The sequence below is a fragment of the Brenneria tiliae genome, assembly GCF_023347575.1.
In the GTDB taxonomy this organism is placed as follows: Bacteria; Pseudomonadota; Gammaproteobacteria; order Enterobacterales; family Enterobacteriaceae; genus Brenneria; species Brenneria corticis.
The window spans coordinates 38,864-53,587 of the sequence record NZ_JAKPCB010000091.1 but is presented as its reverse complement, the minus strand read 5'-3'; the positions used below and the strand labels follow the sequence as shown (position 1 = coordinate 53,587).

17 protein-coding genes are annotated in these 14,724 nt (G+C 56.8%); 1 reads left to right on the top strand and 16 read right to left on the bottom strand.

The window, feature by feature from the left end:
* Positions 1-22 precede the first annotated feature (22 nt).
* The 14 genes from MFP24_RS05685 to cbiM all read right to left on the bottom strand — a co-directional run bounded on the left by MFP24_RS05685 (position 23) and on the right by cbiM (position 12,977).
* Positions 23-799: an ABC transporter permease gene (locus tag MFP24_RS05685; protein ID WP_249229607.1), complete on the bottom strand. Its 777-nt coding sequence runs from the start codon at positions 797-799 to the stop codon at positions 23-25.
* Positions 796-1,650, bottom strand: coding sequence for an ABC transporter permease (locus MFP24_RS05680; RefSeq protein WP_249229606.1), 855 nt, complete (start codon positions 1,648-1,650; stop codon positions 796-798). The genes MFP24_RS05685 and MFP24_RS05680 overlap by 4 nt, the downstream gene beginning before the upstream one ends.
* Positions 1,650-2,762, bottom strand: a complete 1,113-nt coding sequence (locus tag MFP24_RS05675) for an ABC transporter ATP-binding protein (RefSeq protein ID WP_249229605.1) — start codon at positions 2,760-2,762, stop codon at positions 1,650-1,652. Before MFP24_RS05675 ends, MFP24_RS05680 begins: the two co-directional genes overlap by 1 nt.
* Positions 2,762-3,895: an ABC transporter substrate-binding protein gene (locus MFP24_RS05670; RefSeq protein ID WP_249229604.1), complete on the bottom strand. Its 1,134-nt coding sequence runs from the start codon at positions 3,893-3,895 to the stop codon at positions 2,762-2,764. Before MFP24_RS05670 ends, MFP24_RS05675 begins: the two co-directional genes overlap by 1 nt.
* 105 nt (positions 3,896-4,000) lie before the next feature.
* Positions 4,001-4,867, bottom strand: a complete 867-nt coding sequence (locus tag MFP24_RS05665; protein WP_249229603.1) for a MurR/RpiR family transcriptional regulator — start codon at positions 4,865-4,867, stop codon at positions 4,001-4,003.
* Between the two features lie 947 nt (positions 4,868-5,814).
* Positions 5,815-6,879, bottom strand: a complete 1,065-nt coding sequence (cobT, locus tag MFP24_RS05660; RefSeq protein ID WP_249229602.1) for a nicotinate-nucleotide--dimethylbenzimidazole phosphoribosyltransferase — start codon at positions 6,877-6,879, stop codon at positions 5,815-5,817.
* 12 nt (positions 6,880-6,891) lie between these two features.
* Positions 6,892-7,500, bottom strand: coding sequence for an adenosylcobalamin/alpha-ribazole phosphatase (locus MFP24_RS05655; protein ID WP_249229601.1), 609 nt, complete (start codon positions 7,498-7,500; stop codon positions 6,892-6,894).
* Positions 7,501-7,559: 59 nt separating this feature from the next.
* Complete coding sequence (gene cobS, locus MFP24_RS05650) at positions 7,560-8,306, bottom strand: adenosylcobinamide-GDP ribazoletransferase (protein ID WP_249229600.1); 747 nt, start codon at positions 8,304-8,306, stop codon at positions 7,560-7,562.
* Complete coding sequence (gene cobU / locus MFP24_RS05645; protein WP_249229599.1) at positions 8,303-8,848, bottom strand: bifunctional adenosylcobinamide kinase/adenosylcobinamide-phosphate guanylyltransferase; 546 nt, start codon at positions 8,846-8,848, stop codon at positions 8,303-8,305. Before cobU ends, cobS begins: the two co-directional genes overlap by 4 nt.
* Before the next feature lie 92 nt (positions 8,849-8,940).
* The gene (locus tag MFP24_RS05640) at positions 8,941-10,473 is read right to left on the bottom strand and encodes a cobyric acid synthase (protein WP_249229598.1); all 1,533 of its coding nucleotides are present in this window, start codon (positions 10,471-10,473) and stop codon (positions 8,941-8,943) included.
* Positions 10,470-11,285, bottom strand: coding sequence for an ATP-binding cassette domain-containing protein (locus tag MFP24_RS05635; protein ID WP_249229597.1), 816 nt, complete (start codon positions 11,283-11,285; stop codon positions 10,470-10,472). Before MFP24_RS05635 ends, MFP24_RS05640 begins: the two co-directional genes overlap by 4 nt.
* Positions 11,286-11,298: 13 nt before the next feature.
* The gene (locus MFP24_RS05630) at positions 11,299-11,976 is read right to left on the bottom strand and encodes an energy-coupling factor ABC transporter transmembrane protein (protein WP_249229596.1); all 678 of its coding nucleotides are present in this window, start codon (positions 11,974-11,976) and stop codon (positions 11,299-11,301) included.
* Positions 11,963-12,244, bottom strand: a complete 282-nt coding sequence (locus MFP24_RS05625) for an energy-coupling factor ABC transporter substrate-binding protein (RefSeq protein WP_249229595.1) — start codon at positions 12,242-12,244, stop codon at positions 11,963-11,965. Before MFP24_RS05625 ends, MFP24_RS05630 begins: the two co-directional genes overlap by 14 nt.
* A gap of 1 nt (position 12,245) precedes the next feature.
* Complete coding sequence (gene cbiM, locus MFP24_RS05620) at positions 12,246-12,977, bottom strand: cobalt ECF transporter S component CbiM (RefSeq protein WP_249229594.1); 732 nt, start codon at positions 12,975-12,977, stop codon at positions 12,246-12,248.
* Positions 12,978-13,014: 37 nt separating this feature from the next.
* On the opposite strand from cbiM, the gene MFP24_RS05615 reads away from it, so the two are divergent.
* Positions 13,015-13,176, top strand: a complete 162-nt coding sequence (locus tag MFP24_RS05615) for a hypothetical protein (protein WP_249229593.1) — start codon at positions 13,015-13,017, stop codon at positions 13,174-13,176.
* Positions 13,177-13,203: 27 nt separating this feature from the next.
* On the opposite strand, the gene MFP24_RS05610 is transcribed toward MFP24_RS05615, so the two are convergent.
* Together MFP24_RS05610 and cbiK are read right to left on the bottom strand one after the other, a co-directional pair.
* A complete protein-coding gene (locus MFP24_RS05610) occupies positions 13,204-13,932 on the bottom strand; it encodes a cobalt-factor II C(20)-methyltransferase (protein ID WP_249229592.1) in 729 nt (242 codons plus the stop codon).
* Positions 13,929-14,723: a sirohydrochlorin cobaltochelatase gene (gene cbiK, locus MFP24_RS05605; RefSeq protein WP_249229591.1), complete on the bottom strand. Its 795-nt coding sequence runs from the start codon at positions 14,721-14,723 to the stop codon at positions 13,929-13,931. Before cbiK ends, MFP24_RS05610 begins: the two co-directional genes overlap by 4 nt.
* Position 14,724: the final 1 nt, after the last annotated feature.

Here is a 14,724-nt window from a genome sequence, read left to right as displayed (position 1 = left end):
CTATCAATCTTCCTGGTGATTATTATCGCTTTGTCATAAGGTTGGCCGTCAGTAGCATGACAACCGTAATCAATATCAGCAATACGCTTACTGCGGCTATGGTCGGTTCCAATTCAAACTGAATGTTATCCCATATACGAACTGGCAGTGTCTGCATATTATTTCCTGCCATAAACATGGAAATAAGCAGCTCATCAAAAGAACTGAGAAAGGAGAATATCGCCGCAGCGATCATCCCTGGAGCGGCAAGCGGAAAAGTAATACGTTTCAGCACGGTAAAACCGCTGGCGCCAAGGCTCATGGCTGCATATTCAAGCTGGCTGTCTATTCCCTGCAAGGTGGAGGAAATAATAATCGTCGCAACGGGTAATGAAATTATGGCATGGCCGATAACAATAGCAGTAATGCTATTAAATATATCGATATTGGAAAATAAAAAAAATAGCGAGAGCGCGGAAATAATATTGGGAACGATCATGGGAAGTAATATCAGCGCATAGATAATTGTCTTACCCTTGAAACGAAAGCGGACCAATGCCATTGCCATCAACACGCTTAAGATCATTGCCAGAATGGTTGACATAATGGCAATACGAAAACTCAACCACAATGAATGTAGCCAGTCGGCGTTGGTCAAGACTTTTTCCATCCAACGCAGGGAAAGCCCAGTCGGTGGAAAAGCCAGATAGTTCGCATCGTTAAACGCCAGAGGGAAAATAATCACGATGGGCAATATCAGAAATAACAGCGCCAATAGCGCCATAATCAGCGAAAACACTCCAGGTCTGCCGGTATTCATCGCTTTGCCTCAAACAACCGCTCCAACCCGACAAGGCGCTGGTATAGCCAGAACAACAATAGCGTACAGGCTAACAATACCGATGACAGCGCAGAGCCGAATCCCCAGTCAAAATAGGTTTCAATCTGGCTTTCAATGACCATGGAGATCATTGTCTGCTGCGGACCGCCCATCAGAGCCGGTGTGATGAAAAACCCTAGCGCCATAATAAATACCAGCAACCCGCCCGCGGCAATCCCCGGTAAAGAGAGCGGGACAATCACCCGCCAAAAAGCCCTGATGCGCGATGCTCCCAGACTTTCTGCTACGTAGAGCAATGTTAGATCAATGCCACGCAATACGCTGTAAAGAGCCAAAACCATATAAGGCAACAAAATGTAAGTCATACCAATCAGCACCCCGGTTGAGGAGTACATCAGCTTAAGCGGTTCATCCACCAGGCCAATCGCGATCAAGCAGCGGTTTACTATGCCTTCCGTCCCCAATAGCACCATCCACGCATAGGTTCGTACCAACACGCTGGTAAAATAAGGAATAATGACAATAATCAGAAAAATATTGGCTATCCGTGGTCTTAACCTTGTCAAAAACCAGGCTAGCGGATACCCCAGCATTAGCGTGCTTAGCGTCACCCACAGGGAAATACGCAGGGTAATCCACAGCACGTTAATCCAGACAGGCTCATGGATAATCCGTAAATAATGTTTCCAGGTAAACTCCGGGCCGTATAAGCTAAAAGCCAGCATTTTTATCAATGGGTAAATAAAGAACGCTGACAATGCCAGGAGTGACGGCGCCAACAGAAGCCAGAGCTTCCTGTTTCTGCGGGATAACGATACCGTCGCTGCCACTACGCCTGTTCCCCGGCAATAAACCATAAATCTTCCGGTTGCCAGCCAAGAGAAACATCCACTCCCGGCATAAGGGCTTTTTCCAGATGAATATTCTGCGCCTGAACCAGCAACTCGGTCCCATCATTGAGTCGCAGCGTCACTTTTACCGTATGTCCCAGATAAAGCACATCGGTGACGATAGCTTTTACCGGTAGCGAACCCGGTGCTGCCAAACGAATTTTCTCTGGCCGTAACACCGCAAAAACCCGCTGACCACCAACAAGATTCTTTACGCCAGTGCCGCTTATCAACTCCCCACTATCCAGAGTGACATCATACCCGCTCGTCTGAACCATATGAATGCGGCCGCCAATGAAATTGGATCGCCCGATAAATTCGGCAACCCACCGATTCTGCGGCCGTTCATATAAAAACCTGGGAGAGTCAATCTGTGCGATTCGCCCATCCTGCATTACCGCAACGCGATCGGAAAGTGTGAGAGCTTCTTCCTGATCGTGGGTGACAAACAACACGGTAAAACCTGACGATGTATGTAATCGCTTGATTTCCAGCTGCATATGCTCACGCAGCTTTTTATCCAGCGCGCCCAGCGGTTCATCCATCAATAGGGCTTGAGGTTCAAAAATCAGCGCCCGTGCCAGAGCAATCCGCTGCTGTTGACCACCAGATAATTCACGCGGCAACCGATGGCTCTTATCGGCTAACTGCACCATATCCAATGCGTCCGCTACTTTTTTCCTGATCGTACCCTGCGACTCTCCGCGCATCTCCAGCGGGAATGCCAGATTACGAGCCACCGAAAGATGAGGAAATAGCGAGTAGTTCTGAAATACCACCCCCAGATTTCGTTTAGCGGGCGGCATATCGGTGACATCTTTACCGCCTAACAAAATCCGACCGGAGGAAGGATCGGTAAATCCTCCCACCATCATTAACGTTGTGGTTTTGCCTGAACCGCTGGCGCCCAGCAAGGTAACGAACTCACCCGGCTCGATAGTCAAATTCACGTCATCTACAGCAATAGTTTGACCAAACAGCCGGGTAATGCCTTGCAAGCGAATTTCCGTTCCCACATTGCGGGAACGGAATGACAGATTGGCAATACTCATTACCCCTGGCCCAGAAACCACTGTTGCCAGACTTTACTCACTTGTTCCATATTATCAGCCCACCACCGCGCATCTCGTACGAACGTGTTGGCATAATAATCCGGATTAGACGGTAATTTCACCAAATCTTCTGGACGCACAAAGTCAAAAGCTTTTTTATTGGTCGGGCCATAGGCAATATGCTGAGTGATATTGGCCTGTACTTCCGGCTGCAGAGCAAAATCAATAAACAACTGGGCATTTTCCGGGTTAGGCGCGCCTTTAACCACGCTCCAATACTGTACTTGCTGTTTTGCCTGATTCCATTCGATCGCCAACGGCGCGCCTTGGTCGATCAGCGTCTGAACGCGACCATTCCACACCGCGCCGAGTACCGCATCTTTGCGCTCCAATAGCTGAGCAGAGAGCGCGCCAGTATCCCACCATTTTGCAACATGCGGTTTGATTTTACTTAGAGAGGCAAAAGCACGTTCGATATTAATCGGGTAAAGCTGGTTTTTGTCCACCCCATCGGCCAGCAAAGCGAACTCTAATTCGGTCGAACTCGTACGCATATCAGCTAATGTGCGCGGGCCTGGAAATTGCTTAACATCCCAGAACTCTGCCCAATTTTTGGGATGGGATTTATCACTGAACACGTCAGTGTTGTAAACCATCACTGAAGCGTAAAGAAGATTGCCGACCAGATTGGGATGGCGCAACTCCGGCATAATATCATCAGGATTGCTGAACTTCATTGCGGAGTAATTAATCGGCGCCAATATCCCGGCATTATCCAAATTAAATTGCGTAATATCGCTTAGGTCCAAAACATCGATACTCACTTTGCCGGTTTTTGACATAGCCAGTATCTGTGATCCCGTTGCTGGTATAACTCTGACATTTATTCCGGTGGCTGCGGTGAAAGGCTTATGAACGGCGATATCCATGGCGTCCTGATAAGCGCCGCCCAGCCCCCTTACAATCACTTCTCTATCACCCTTGGCAAACGCAACAGGCATAGAGAAAGCGCCAAGCGCCATACCAGCGCCAAGAATCGACCCTTTCTTTATCAGATCCCGCCGGGAGGCGTTGATATCTCCCCCCGTTACCCCCTGCGCAGGGGAAAGCAGACCTTCCTTTTTATTACTCATATCCACTATCCTTTGATATATAACGAAAAAGCTCCTTTCTGATGTTAGCACTCAAATTTTATTAAATTTTTTATTAATTGCTTTTATTAAGCATTTTATATTTTATTATCGGTGTTTCCTTGGTGTTGACATTTTCCAATGGCCGAGAAATTCCCATATCTTATCTGATTCCTGCAGCCTTTTATTTATATTTTCCTTATCAATTACAACCATTTGCGATATTAACCAATCAGCAATGATCATTGTGCCTATCTGGGACCAGCGCCCGATTTTTGACATGCTGCGGGCAATGTAAAGCGTTTCCTCCGCTTCCCTCGCTAAAGGAGAAGATGAGCGATCGGTAAATGCGACAACATAAGCGCCTCGCATACGAGCAAGTTGCATCATTTCAGTGGTATATGGGATATAGCGTTCATACCCTATGCCGATAACGACATCGCCTTCATTAATATGCCTTATACGATCGGCGATATCACCATGCCCGATATCAAGCACTTCCGCATCTTTCAATACGTTGAGCTGCATCGCCATATAAGAAGCCAAGGCATGCGTTGTACCATGCGCGGTCACCCATATACGTCTGGCGGAAACCATTTTTTCAGCAATGCGAACAACCGTTTCAGGCTGATTCAACGCTGAAGTTTGACTCATCAGCAAACTGCCATTGGCAAAAACGCATTCTTTTAACTCAGCGTCGCTTGATGATATTGGAATCTGTTGATATACGCCGCTTAATCCAATATTTTCAATCAGCGCCTCTCCCAGATCCTCACGCAGGTGCGCATAGCCGCGATATCCCAACGCCCGGGAGAATCTTACCACCGCGGCGTCACTGACATTAATGGCGCCTGCCAGCTGCCTGGCCGTCATAAAGGCTACCCGTTCCTTGTTTCTTTCAATATAACGAGCAATAAGCTGTTGTGCCGGAGTAAGACTTGAAAAACGTTCGCTAACCAATGCAGAGAAATTCATAAACCGTCCTGAATGATTCAGTTATTACAGTAAAGTGCAAATATGTTGTGTTTGCAACAATAAAATTAATTTTTTTGAGGTAGGCAACAAAAGAACTTAAAAATCAAAAAGATAATATCAATGCAAACATTCATAAGCAAAACAATAAATTACCAGAGTGACTATGTGCATAGGGTGTTAATAGTTTGTTTGGTATGAAAATCAATTGCGTCGCTAATATATCAATTAACAATACATTTCCTTATTAACTATTTATTGCGCTATCTGATGACAGCAGACAGCAAAGATGGCGTTTCCCATATAGCGTAGATGAATAACGCCAATCGACGATAAAAAACTTCCAGTTCTTGACCTCGCCCCGCTACGGCCCGCGAGGGTGACCGTCAGGAATGGCAGGTCACAAACAAGCACATTTTTTGTCGTCGGTTGATAGATAACCGACCGGGCGTTATACCTGAGGTATTCCCATGAACTCGCATATGTCACATCGGAGGATATTTCGTGCGCGATAAAGCCGCCATTTCTCTGCTATGTCGCAGCACGCGCCCGACGCAGGGTGGTTCAAGCGCCACCACCCTCCGGACCCGGGCTGTGGCTGAAATCACGTCGCTGACGCGATGCTTTCGGCGGTCGCCCCCTTTCCCGAACCGCCAGTGACGCGGAATACTCGTCCCATCCATGGGACTCGCCCTAACGGGCCAGCACAAGTGCTGTTCAAAAACGCTCCCCGCGTTTTTGTCCGACGCGGCACTGGCTTGCGCCGCGTCCTGCGGCGCATTCGCGGGGTCGTCCACCTCAGCGTAATTTCTTACGCCGTAGGATGAACTATGTAAAAACTTATTTTGTATTTAATATCATCAAGTTAAATATAAAAACATTAACAAGATATTTTTCTGGAAATCCCGCGGGAGTTATACCCGACAGATAGGCGGGAAGGCGGATTTATACTATGTCGGCAAAACAATATAACTGTCCGCCAGCTGTCCCATATTGTTATGCATCGCGCAGGCCGCATCGATCAGATGCATGGCGATCGCCGCGCCGCTGCCTTCGCCGAGCCGCATGCCCAATTGCAGATAGGGTTCTAGTTGCAGATGGCGCAGCGCGATTAGCGCGCCTTTTTCCGCCGAGAGATGGGAAGGGATCAGATAGTCACGCGCCCGCGGGGCGATGCGGCAGGCGGCCAGCGCCGAGGCATAGGAGAGGAAACCATCCAGCACCACCGGTAGCCCGGACGCCGCCGCGCCCAGTATGACGCCCGCCATGCCCACCAGATCGAAACCGCCGATTTTTGCCAGCACGTCAATACCATCATGGGCGTTGGGCTGGTTAACGGTAATGGCGTCACGCACCACGGCCACTTTATGATGCAGCCGGTGATCGGGGAAATTGGCGCCGATGCCGACCACCCCTTGCGGATCGCTATCGGTCAATACGCTGATTATCGCCGCCGCCGGCGTGGTGTTCGCCATTCCCAGCTCGCCGACGCCAAACACCCGTACGCCCTCGGCCGCCTGCCGCATGGTCAGCCGGGCGCAGTCGAGCAGCAAAGCTTCCGCCTGCGCCCGCGTCATCGCCGCGCCGCGGCGAATATTGCCGCTGCCGCGCTGTACCTTCATATTAATCACGCCGGGGATGGGATCGCCGTCGATGCCGACATCCACCACCTTGACTTCCGCGCCGGCGTTCGCCGCCAGCACGCACACCCCGGTAATACCCTTGACCATATTGGCCGCCTGAATCGCCGTCACCGCGCGCGGCGAAATCGCCACCCCTTCGTGATAAACGCCGTGATCGGCGGCCATCACCATAATCTGTTTACGGACGACCTGATGCCCGGACAACCCGCGCATACCGGCGAGCTGGATAGCCAACTGCTCCAGCCGGCCGAGGCTGCCCAAAGGCTTCAATAGGCCGTCAATCCTGGTCGCCGCGCGGTTTATGGCGTCGCCGTCCAGCGGCGTGATGGCATTAACCAACTGTGAAATATCGTGTTGCGGGGAGAGTTGCATACTATTTTCTCGTTATTCAGCCTGCCATCGGGAGCGATGATTAAATGCCCGCAGCGTGACAAAGCCATCCTGCACTTCGAGCACGCTGTAGGCGCCTTGTTCAAAGGGAAAATGCCACATCGCGGCGGGAGGCATATTCAACCACGTCGCCAGCAGCAGGCCTAATACCCCCTGATGCGCGACGATCAGCTGATTATCCCCGGTTTTGCGCGTCAGCAACGCCTGCGCCACAGCTTCCACCCGCTTTGCAAACGCCGGGAAAGACTCGCCGCCGGTGGGACGCGCCTGCTGCCAGTCCGCCACCCAGGCCGCCCAGCCGTCCGCATCCTCATGCTGCAAGTCGCGGTGATGACGCATTTCCCAGTCGCCGAAATGCATCTCGTTCAGCGCGGCATCAGCCACGGCCGCGATCTCCCGCGCCGCCAGCACAATGGCGGCGGTATGCTTCGCCCGCAGTAACGCGCTGCTGACCGCGGACGAAAAAACAACCTCGTCCAGCCAGGCGGATACCCGCCGCGCCTGCGCCACGCCGTTATCCGTCAGCGAGATATCCGTCGCGCCGCAAAATACCCCGCTGAGGTTCGCCTCGGTCTGACCGTGTCTGACCAGAAATAGCCGCATCTTTTTCCCTCAATGTTTCGTCGGTCGCCGCTTTCCCCGCGGCGACGGATTTTCCGTGGTCACAGCAGGGCCAGTAAAAACGCCAGCTCGCCAAGCTCCGCCGCGGCGCCCAGCGTGTCGCCGGTTTGCCCGCCCAGACGCCGGCGCAGGTAGATGCCCAGCAGCCAGATAACAATCAGGGTGACGCCGAACGCCGTCAGCGCCTGAATATGGCCCAACAGCCCCACCAGCAACGCGCCGCCCAGCAGCGTCGCCAGCGCTTGGCCGCCGCTCACCCGGCCGATATACAGATTCCCCAGCCCCTGCCCTTCGCGGGCGTAGCGCTGACGGTACATCAGCAGCACAATGGCGCTGCGTCCGGCCACCGAAGCCGCCGTCAGCAGCGCCAGCATCGAGGCGCCGCGCAGCGCCAGTTCGCTGACCACCAGCACCTTGCCCACCACGATAAAAATCAGCGCCAGTCCGCCGTTGGTGCCGAGCCGGCTGTCGCGCATAATTTCCAGCATTTTTTCGCGCGTGCGGGCGGAGAACACCCCGTCGCAGGTGTCCGCCAGACCGTCGAGATGGAAGCCGCCGGTAATCAGCGCCAGCGCAAGCACATAGCCCAGCGCGGCCAGCGGCACCCCGCTCCACGGCGTCAGCGCCATAAATACCGCGCCGGCGAGGCCGCCGACGATAAGGCCGATAACGGGAAAACCGACGATGCCCCGTACGTACTGCCCCATATCCAGCCCCTGGGTCCAGCGTTCAGGCACCGGGATCCGGGTCATAAATTGCAGCGTGGCGAGAAACAGACGCAGACTCATTTGATTTTTACCTCAATCCCCGACACCACCAGATAGACCTCTTCGGCGGCGGCGGCCAGACGCTGGTTAACCCGTCCGGCGATATCGCGGAAATGCCTCGCCAGCCGGTTTTCCGGCACAATGCCCATGCCCAGCTCGTTGGTGACCAGGTAGATCGGCGCGGCGCTGTGCGTACAGGCCGCAATCAACGCCGCTATCTGCTGCTGGATCAGCGCTTCTATCGCCGGGAAATCCATCCGTTCGGGCGGCGTATCGCCCGCCTGTTCAAACAATAGATTGGTGATCATGGTGGTGACGCACTCCAGGATCACCGCTTCGTCGGGCGCGGCCTGCTGCGTTATCACCCGGTCGAGATCGCGATAGCCTTCCCAAGTGCGCCAGTGGTGCGGACGACTGGCCCGGTGTAGCCGTACGCGCTCGGCCATTTCGTTGTCGGTCACCAGCGAGGTGGCGATATACAGCACCTTGTCGCGCCGCCGCGCCGCCAGCTTTTCCGCCAGGGCGCTTTTGCCGCTTCGGGCGCCGCCGGTAATCAAGATCACATGCTGCTCCTGTTCTGGATATTTACTTATAGTAGAACTAGTGGCGAAGAATCTGCGTTGCCATTCATTACCCCCTCCCGGCCTCCCGCTTGTCAGGGGGAGGAGTTGGCTGCCATAAACCCGTATATCGCTTCAATATCAATATGTTCCCGCATGGCTGCCGCCAGAATATCGAACTGCCGCTGTTTGTGGCGGGCGTAATCGAAGGCCTCGCCCGCAAACGGCGCGATGCCTTTGCGCCGGCGCAGCGCGTCCAGCAGCGTGCGGGTAAACTCGCCGTTATCAAACAGGCCGTGAAGATAGCTGCCGATCACGCTGCCGTCCTCGTTTACCGCCCCGTCGCTGTAATCCACCGACCGGCCGTTGCTCAGGGTCAGACGGGCAAACGGCCTTGCCCCGTCGCCAAGACGCGAAGCGCCCATATGAATTTCATAACCGCTAAGCGCTTTGCCGGCGCCGGCGGAAAAAATGCCCGGCAGCGCGTCGCCGCAGCGGCCGCTCACCCGCGTGGTCACCTTTTCCACCGCAAACTCGGTCGTCACGTCCAGCAGTCCCAGGCCGTCCATCTGCGCCACGTCCGACTCCACCCCGTCGATAATCCGCCGGCCCAACATCTGATAGCCGCCGCATATGCCGACGATCGGCACGCCGGCCTGATGTTGCGAGAGCAGCGCCTGGGCGAAACCGCTCCGTTGCAGCCACTGCAGGTCGCCCAGGGTATTTTTGCTGCCGGGAAGGATCAGCAGATCCGCCCCCGCCAGCGCCGAGGGTTCGGCGACATAACGCAGATTGACGTCCGACTGCGCGACCAGCGGGTTAAAGTCGCTGAAGTTGGCGATATGCGGCAGCCGGACGACGGCGATATCCAACGCCTTTTCCGCCGCGCCAGCGTGGTATTTGCCGGTTTGCAGCGCCACGCCGTCCTCGTCCTCCAGCGTTATATCCAGCCACGGCATTACCCCGATAACCGGTACCCCGGTCAGTTCTTCAATCTGCGCCAGCCCCGGCCGGAGCAAGGCGACGTCGCCGCGAAACTTATTGATGATCACCCCTTTCACCCGCGCTGTTTCCTCCGGACGCAGCAGCGCCAGCGTGCCGTAGATGGCGGCGAACACCCCGCCGCGATCGATATCGGCGACCAGCAGCACCGGCGCATCGGCCATCGCCGCCATGCCCATATTGACGATATCGCGATCGCGCAGATTGATCTCCGCCGGGCTGCCCGCTCCTTCCAGCACCATCACGTCATACTCGCCGGCGAGGCTGTGGTACACCTGATAAATCTGCTGCTGCAACTGCGGCTTATACTGGTGATAGCTCACCGCATCCATATTGCAGACCGCTTTTCCCATCAGCACCACCTGTGATTTGCGATCGCTGGTGGGCTTGAGCAATACCGGGTTCATCCGCACGTCGGGTTCGATGCCGGCGGCTTCCGCCTGGAATATCTGCGCCCGCCCCATCTCCTCGCCGTGCGGCGTGATGCCCGAATTCAGCGCCATATTCTGCGACTTGAACGGCGCGCAGCGGTAGCCGTCCTGGGCGAAAATCCGGCACAGTCCGGCCACCAGCACGCTTTTCCCCACGTCGGAGGCGGTGCCCTGCAACATCACGGACAGGCTCATGGCGTTGCCCCGCCGCGCAACCGGCGCAGTTGCGCAAACAGCTGCTGCTCGGTTTTACACAGCGGCAGCCCCAGTTCGCAGTGCAGTTTGACCAGCCAGGGCTGGACCAGCGCCGCCGCCTGAAGCTGCTCCCGTTGCAGGAAAACCGTCGCCGTTTCCCCCTCGCCGACCACCCGGCCGTGCGACATCACGTAGACATAGTCGCAAACCTGATAGATCAGATCGATATCATGGCTGGAAATAATCACCCGTTTCCCCTGCGCCGAGATACGCCCGATAATGGCGATCATCTGCTCGCGCCCGGACGGGTCCAGCCCGGCGGTCGGCTCGTCGAGCAGCAGATAATCGGCCTCCATCACCAGCGCGCCGGCGACGGCCACGCGTTTTTTCTGGCCGTGGCTAAGATATTGAATCGGCCTGTGGCGAAACGCCTGGGCGTCCACCAGCGTCAGCGCCTTGTCCACCCGGCGGGCGATTTCCCCCTCATCAACCCCGAGATTGCGCAGGCTAAAGGCGATATCGCTGTCGATATCGGTATAGAAAATCTGCTGTTCCGGATCCTGAAATACGGTGGCGACCTGCTGGCGCAGCCTGCGCAGCTCCGCCTTGCCGTAATCAATCGGCCGGCCGTTCCACAGCACCGCCCCGGCCTGCGGCCGCAAAAGCCCGGTCAGATTCATAAACAGCGTCGATTTACCGCAGCCGTTCGCCCCCACCAGCCCGGTGACCGCATGCCGGCCGAAATCCAGTGACAGCTCCTGCAGCACCTGTTCGTCCTGATAGCGGAAACTCAATTGTCGGGTCGCTAACATTTCTGACCTTTCCTCACAGGTGGAAATCCCCCTGATACAGTTTAACCTCCAGCGAGATAACCATCTGCTGGTAGCGCGTCATCACCCGCATAAACAGCATGCCCACCAGCATCGACAGCGAGCGGTAGCCGCTGCTCAGCGAAACGTAGCCGAAGCGCAGCGACTGGGCGCGATGGATGGCCATCGCCTCATCGAAAAAAATAAAGATAAAGCGCCAGGTCAGCATGATCTGCTCAATCAGCAGCTTCGGCACCCGGCAGCGTTGCAGCAGCTGAATCAGCTGCGGAAACGGCGTATTCAGCACAAACCACAGAGTGGCCGACAGCGCGGCCAAACTGCGCCAGAAGGTGTGATTGGCGACGTGCAGCCCCTGCGGGTCGACGCCGAACCACAGCGGCCCCAGCGGTACGCTCCACAGCAGGGTATCCGGCCGATGAGCGATGGACAGCACAATAGCGATCAGCCCCACCAGCAGAAACCCCAGCGGCACCGCCAGCCACTTCAGATAGCGCAGCGGCCCGACCCGCAACAGCCAGCAGGTGAATACGGCGATAAAGCCCAGCAGCAACGCCTGATACAGCGGCGGGCAGCTCATCGCCAGCGTCAAAAACAGCAGGTACAGCGCCAGTTTGCGCATCGGCCCTACCTGGCTCCAGCGGCTCCGGTAGCTCAGCTTATCAATTCCCAGCATGGCCGCTGTACCTGCCCCGATAGTAGCCCAGGATGTAAAAAATCACCGCGGCGCCCAGCGATCCCTGCAGGGTGAACAGCAGGCTTTCGATTTCTCCGCTGGCGGGCTCATACAGCGGTTCGAACCACGGCTGATAGTCCGGCGCGGTCTGGGTAATCAGCGTTTCGGCCTCGCCGTCGGAGCCGCCATATTCGCCGCCGTGGGGAATAAAAAACGGCAGAATGACCAGCGCAATCACCAGCGCCGACAGCGTTAAGGTCTTTTTCATCTTAGTGACTCCCGGCACGGATAATCTGCCGTTTGGTGAGTTGATCGTAAATCATCACGGTAAGCAGCCCTTCGGCGATGGCGATGGGAATCTGCGTCAGGCAGAAGATGCCGATAAATTTAAGCATTGAGCCGGTTATGCCCAACTGCGGGTCCGGGAACGCCACGCCAAGCTGCAGCGAGGTGACGAAATAGGTGGTCAGGTCGGCCAGCATGGCGCACAGGAACACCCCGACGTCGCGGCGCAGCCCGGCCTTGCAGGCCAGCCGCCACACCAGATAGCCGACCACCGGCCCGATGACCGCCATCGACATGCCGTTGGCGCCCAGGGTGGTCAGGCCGCCATGCGCCAGCAACAGCGCCTGAAACAGCAGCACGATCGCCCCCAGCACCGCCACCACCGCCGGGCCGAACAGGATCACCGCCAGGCCGACGCCGGTGGGATGCGAGCAGCTTCCGGTCACCGAGGGGATTTTCAGCGCCGAAAGCACGAAAATAAACGCGCCGCACAGCGCCAGCAGTACTTTCTGGTTGCCGTCCTCGCTGACGATCCGGCGTAGCCGCATCAGGCCCAGAAACAGGCAGGGCAGAAACAGCACCCACCAGGCCAGCGCCCACAGCGGCGGCAGAAAGCCTTCCATAATATGCATGGCGAACGCCTCCTGCGGCGCCAGCATCAGTAACAGCGCTACCGCCAGCGCGGATAGCGAGAGTTTCTTTAGTTGTTGTTCCATTGGTTACTCCTCAGAACGCCAGGATTTGTCGAATTCATTGTTGAGTTTTTATATTTACGCCGCTATTCCCCCCCCCTCCGTCATTCCTGCGCAGGCAGGAATCTTTCCAATGGCGGCGCCGCTGCTGGAGCAGATCCCCGCCTGCGCGGGGATGACGCCGGGGACGCGCGCCGGTGACGCCGGAGACGCGCGCCGGTGACGCCGGGAACACCGGAAGCGCCGTGCTCTACGCCATATCGTCTTCTTCCTGCCTGACCCGTTTATTCACCAGAATGGTGGAGAAATAGGGTAATTTCTGCTCGTCGCCGACCCGATCCAGACGGCGCCAGCACCGTTCGCCCGGCAGCGAGGCGTCGGACATCAGCAGGGCGTGATCCAAAAGATCAAGCCGCGCCAGCAGCTCGCGCACCGCGGCGAAATGGCCGTAGACCTTCATCAGCACCACGCAGTCATGGCTGCGAAGCGCCTGCTCCAGCTGCGCCGGCGGCGCGGTGCAGGGCATCACCGCCAGCGACTGTTTTTCCATCGCCAGCGGCAGCGCGGCGCGCGCGGCGATGGCGGCGAAAGAAGTCACCCCCGGCACGATTTCCAGCCACGGCTGCCGCCCAATCCGCGCCAGCAGGAACACCCAGGTGCTGAACAACATCGCGTCCCCCAGGGTGATAAAACCCACCCGCTTGCCGTCGGCGACGTCGTCCGTCAGCCGCTGCGCCATCTCGTCCCACACCGCTTCTTTCTCGTCGTTTTCGGCGCTCATGGGAAAATGGCGGATGCGGATTTCCGTCGCCGGCGCCAGATACTCGCGCACGATGGATAACGCCAGACTGTCTCCGCCTTTGCGTCCCGCCGGCGCATACAGAATATCGAGGGTGCCTAGCAGACGGGCGGCGCGCACGGTGATCAAATCGCCGGCGCCGGGGCCGACGCCCAGGGCGTACAGCCTGCCGCGCGTCATGCCGCCTCCCGGTCGTTGCGGCGCAGCGCGGCGTCGAGATGCCGGGCGAACATCTCGCGGATCAGCGGGTTTTCCCCCAGCCCCTGCAGCCAGCACTGGACGGCGATCCCCGCCGCCTCGAGCCGTGATTTCCACGACGCCTCCTCGTCCGACGCCATATCGTTGACGGCGTGATCGCCCGCCACCAGCATCAGCGGCATCAGGTGGACTTTACGCACCCCCTGCTGTCGCAGGCGCAGAATGATATGGTCGATCTCCGGATAGCTTTCCACCGCCCCCACCAGCGCGGGAAACTGCTGCGACGCCATCAGGTGATCGAGGCAGGCATAGGCTGAAAAGGCGTGATGGCTGGCGCCGTGCCCCATAAACACCACCCGCTCATCGGCGGCCAGCGGCGGCATCTGCCCGCGCAGCGCGCTCATTACCTGCCGGTAGTCATCAAAACCGCTGAGCAGCGGCGCGCCCAGCGCCAGCCGCTGGAAACGGGGCGCAAACGCCCGCGCCTCCGTAGCCGCCTTTTCATACTCATCGCCGTTGATCACGTGCAGCGACTGCACCGCCACGTCCTGGTAGCCCGCCTGCGCCAGCCGGTCGAGCGCCTGAGCCGGGTTATCCACCCGCAGGCCGTCGCGCTCCCGCAGCTTGCGGATAATCATTTCCGACGTAAAGGCGCGAAACAGCTCCCGTTCGGGATAGGCGGCCGCCAGATGCCGCTCGCAGGCGTCAATGTTCTTCTGCCGGGTTTGCGGGTAGCTGGTGCCGAAACTGATAATCAGCAGTGCTTTTTTCATA

What these genes read in the sequence shown, in the direction of transcription:
- MFP24_RS05655 (WP_249229601.1), bottom strand. Translation starts at nt 7,500, where the DNA reads ATGCGGCTATTTCTGGTCAGACACGGTCAGACCGAGGCGAACCTCAGC.
- cobT (WP_249229602.1), bottom strand. Translation starts at nt 6,879, where the DNA reads ATGCAACTCTCCCCGCAACACGATATTTCACAGTTGGTTAATGCCATC.
- cobS (WP_249229600.1), bottom strand. Translation starts at nt 8,306, where the DNA reads ATGAGTCTGCGTCTGTTTCTCGCCACGCTGCAATTTATGACCCGGATC.
- cbiK (WP_249229591.1), bottom strand. Translation starts at nt 14,723, where the DNA reads ATGAAAAAAGCACTGCTGATTATCAGTTTCGGCACCAGCTACCCGCAA.
- MFP24_RS05685 (WP_249229607.1), bottom strand. Translation starts at nt 799, where the DNA reads ATGAATACCGGCAGACCTGGAGTGTTTTCGCTGATTATGGCGCTATTG.
- MFP24_RS05625 (WP_249229595.1), bottom strand. Translation starts at nt 12,244, where the DNA reads ATGAAAAAGACCTTAACGCTGTCGGCGCTGGTGATTGCGCTGGTCATT.
- cbiM (WP_249229594.1), bottom strand. Translation starts at nt 12,977, where the DNA reads ATGGAACAACAACTAAAGAAACTCTCGCTATCCGCGCTGGCGGTAGCG.
- MFP24_RS05635 (WP_249229597.1), bottom strand. Translation starts at nt 11,285, where the DNA reads ATGTTAGCGACCCGACAATTGAGTTTCCGCTATCAGGACGAACAGGTG.
- MFP24_RS05675 (WP_249229605.1), bottom strand. Translation starts at nt 2,762, where the DNA reads ATGAGTATTGCCAATCTGTCATTCCGTTCCCGCAATGTGGGAACGGAA.
- MFP24_RS05640 (WP_249229598.1), bottom strand. Translation starts at nt 10,473, where the DNA reads ATGAGCCTGTCCGTGATGTTGCAGGGCACCGCCTCCGACGTGGGGAAA.
- MFP24_RS05610 (WP_249229592.1), bottom strand. Translation starts at nt 13,932, where the DNA reads ATGACGCGCGGCAGGCTGTACGCCCTGGGCGTCGGCCCCGGCGCCGGC.
- MFP24_RS05630 (WP_249229596.1), bottom strand. Translation starts at nt 11,976, where the DNA reads ATGCTGGGAATTGATAAGCTGAGCTACCGGAGCCGCTGGAGCCAGGTA.
- MFP24_RS05665 (WP_249229603.1), bottom strand. Translation starts at nt 4,867, where the DNA reads ATGAATTTCTCTGCATTGGTTAGCGAACGTTTTTCAAGTCTTACTCCG.
- MFP24_RS05670 (WP_249229604.1), bottom strand. Translation starts at nt 3,895, where the DNA reads ATGAGTAATAAAAAGGAAGGTCTGCTTTCCCCTGCGCAGGGGGTAACG.